Genomic DNA, 2413 nt, shown 5'->3' on the forward strand with positions numbered 1-2413 from the left:
ACTCAACACTCAACGGAGGTTAGATCGCATCAAATCGCTGGCTGCAAATCCGTCCGTCGAACCGGGTCAACCTCAGTCTGCGGCCGATGGTCGGTTGCCTACGCACAGGCCGCTTCGCAGTCAGACGCTGAAGCGATTGCAATCCGCCGTTATGGCGCGTTCCATTCCGTCAGTCGTGCTGGATTGGTTTCTTGAACAACGCGGGCTGGTAGCCCGAACGACAAGGTCTTCCAGGAGCGGCGATTCCAACCCCATCGGTCGCGGACTTAGAGAATCGCCGCTTGCGAGACCTCGGGTTCGGCATCGCATGCGCCTAGTTCAACCGTCCGAATACTGCACGACGAGGGAGTCTTCCCCTTTTAGTCAACTAACCCATAGGAAAACATGCTCTATCAATTCCATGTATTCCAGCGAGCACTTCTGAGCCCGCTCACCGCCTGGGCTCAGGCTGCCTCGAAATCGTTTGCGAACCCGGCCAGTCCGCTCGCCTATGTGCCGGGCGCCACGCGCCTGTCGGCTGGCTACGAGCTGCTGTACCGTCTCGGCAAGGACTACGAGAAGCCCGAATTCAACCTCCATCAGATCGTCAAGGACGGCCGCAACATTCCCATCGTCGAGCAGACGATCATCGAAAAGCCGTTCTGCCGGCTCTTGCGCTTCAAGCGCTATTCCGACGACAGCGACGCCGTCACACAATTGAAGGAAGAGCCCGTCGTGCTGGTGTGCGCGCCGCTGTCGGGCCACCATTCGACGCTGTTGCGCGACACCGTGCGCACGCTGCTGCAGGATCACAAGGTCTACATCACGGACTGGATCGACGCGCGCATGGTGCCGATCGAGGCCGGCCCGTTCGATCTGGACGATTACATCGCGTACATCCAGGAGTTCATCCACCACATCGGCGCGAAGAATCTGCACGTCATTTCGGTTTGCCAGCCGACGGTGCCCGTGCTCGCGGCCATTTCGCTGATGGCGAGCCGCCGCGAAGACACGCCGCGCACGATGACGATGATGGGCGGCCCGATCGACGCGCGCAGGAGCCCGACGGCCGTCAACTCGCTCGCGACGCAGCATTCGATCGAATGGTTCGAGAACAATGTGATCTACAACGTGCCGTCGAACTATCCGGGCTTCGGCCGCAAGGTGTATCCGGGCTTTCTGCAGCACTCGGGCTTTGTCGCGATGAATCCGGAACTCCACGCGGCATCGCACTGGGACTTCTATCAGAGCCTGCTTCGCGGCGACGAAGAAGATGCGGAAGCGCACCGCAGTTTCTATGACGAATACAACGCGGTGCTCGACATGACTGCCGAGTACTACCTGCAGACGATCAAGACCGTGTTCCAGGAATTCCGTTTTGCTGAAGGCACGTGGGTCGTGAACGGCGAGCTGGTGCGCCCGCAGGACATCAAAAAGACCGCCCTCTTCACGATCGAAGGCGAACTCGACGACATCTCCGGCAGCGGCCAGACGCGCGCCGCGCACGAACTGTGCACGGGAATTTCGGAAAACAACCGTCGTCACTTCACCGCGGAGAAATGCGGGCACTACGGTATTTTCTCGGGCCGCCGCTGGCGCAACATAATCTATCCGCAACTGCGCGAGTTCATCGCGGAACACGATCGGGTGCCAAAAAGAGTCCGCAACGTTCGGCGCGAAGAGATCGACGACGACGAAAGTAATACGAGCTGTTCCAACACGACCGTAGCGTCAGTCGGTTAATTGTTCCGCGAAGCAGTTTTTCGGTCGGGATGCTAAGAGACGGAATCAAAAAGACCCCGTTGGTGGCTGTTAACCTTTTCGGCAAGCTGTTAACCTTGGCCATCTGAACAACTGGAACCAAGGATGGGCGCGCCGATTGTTGATGACGAACTGTGGGCACTGATCGAGCCATTGCTGCCGACGCCAAAACCACGGCGCAAGAAGTATCCAGGTCGGTTGCCGGTTGCGAACCGAGCTGCACTGAACAGCATCCTGTTCGTACTCAAGACCGGTATCCGCTGGCGCGACCTGTCGACAAAATTGGGATCTGGCTCGGGCTCAACCTGCTGGAGACGGTTGCGCGACTGGCAGAAAGCCGCCGTGTGGAAGCGATTGCACGAGCTACTGCTGGCGAAGTTACGCGAGGCAGGCGAACTGGATTTCCCACGAGCAGCCGTCGACTCTTCATCTGTGCGAGCCGTTGGGGCGGGCGAAAAACTGGTCCGAACCCCACGGATCGGGCGCGACCAGGTTCCAAGCACCACATCCTCGTAGACGTCAATGGCGTTCCTGTCAGCGCGATCCTGACAGGCGCGAATCGCAACGACGTCACCCAACTGCTGCCGCTGGTTGACTGAAGTTGACCCAGAAAAGCGGACATCTATCCTTTGGAGAAGGAGGTGCCGATTATGGGCAAGCATCGTACCCCGTA

General features: G+C 59.0%; 1 protein-coding gene and 1 pseudogene. Both read left to right on the forward strand.

Translation table 11 applies throughout. The annotated features are described in order from the left end of the window. Positions 1-384 precede the first annotated feature (384 nt). Entirely contained in the window at positions 385-1722 is a 1338-nt protein-coding gene (locus J8I87_RS43700) for a polyhydroxyalkanoate depolymerase (protein ID WP_209938846.1), read from the forward strand. Positions 1723-1845: 123 nt separating this feature from the next. Next, a pseudogene (locus tag J8I87_RS43705) lies at positions 1846-2336 on the forward strand (IS5 family transposase); the annotation flags it as partial. Between the last annotated feature and the right edge of the window lie 77 nt (positions 2337-2413).

The organism is Paraburkholderia sp. LEh10 (assembly GCF_017814945.1).
Taxonomy (GTDB): Bacteria; Pseudomonadota; Gammaproteobacteria; order Burkholderiales; family Burkholderiaceae; genus Paraburkholderia.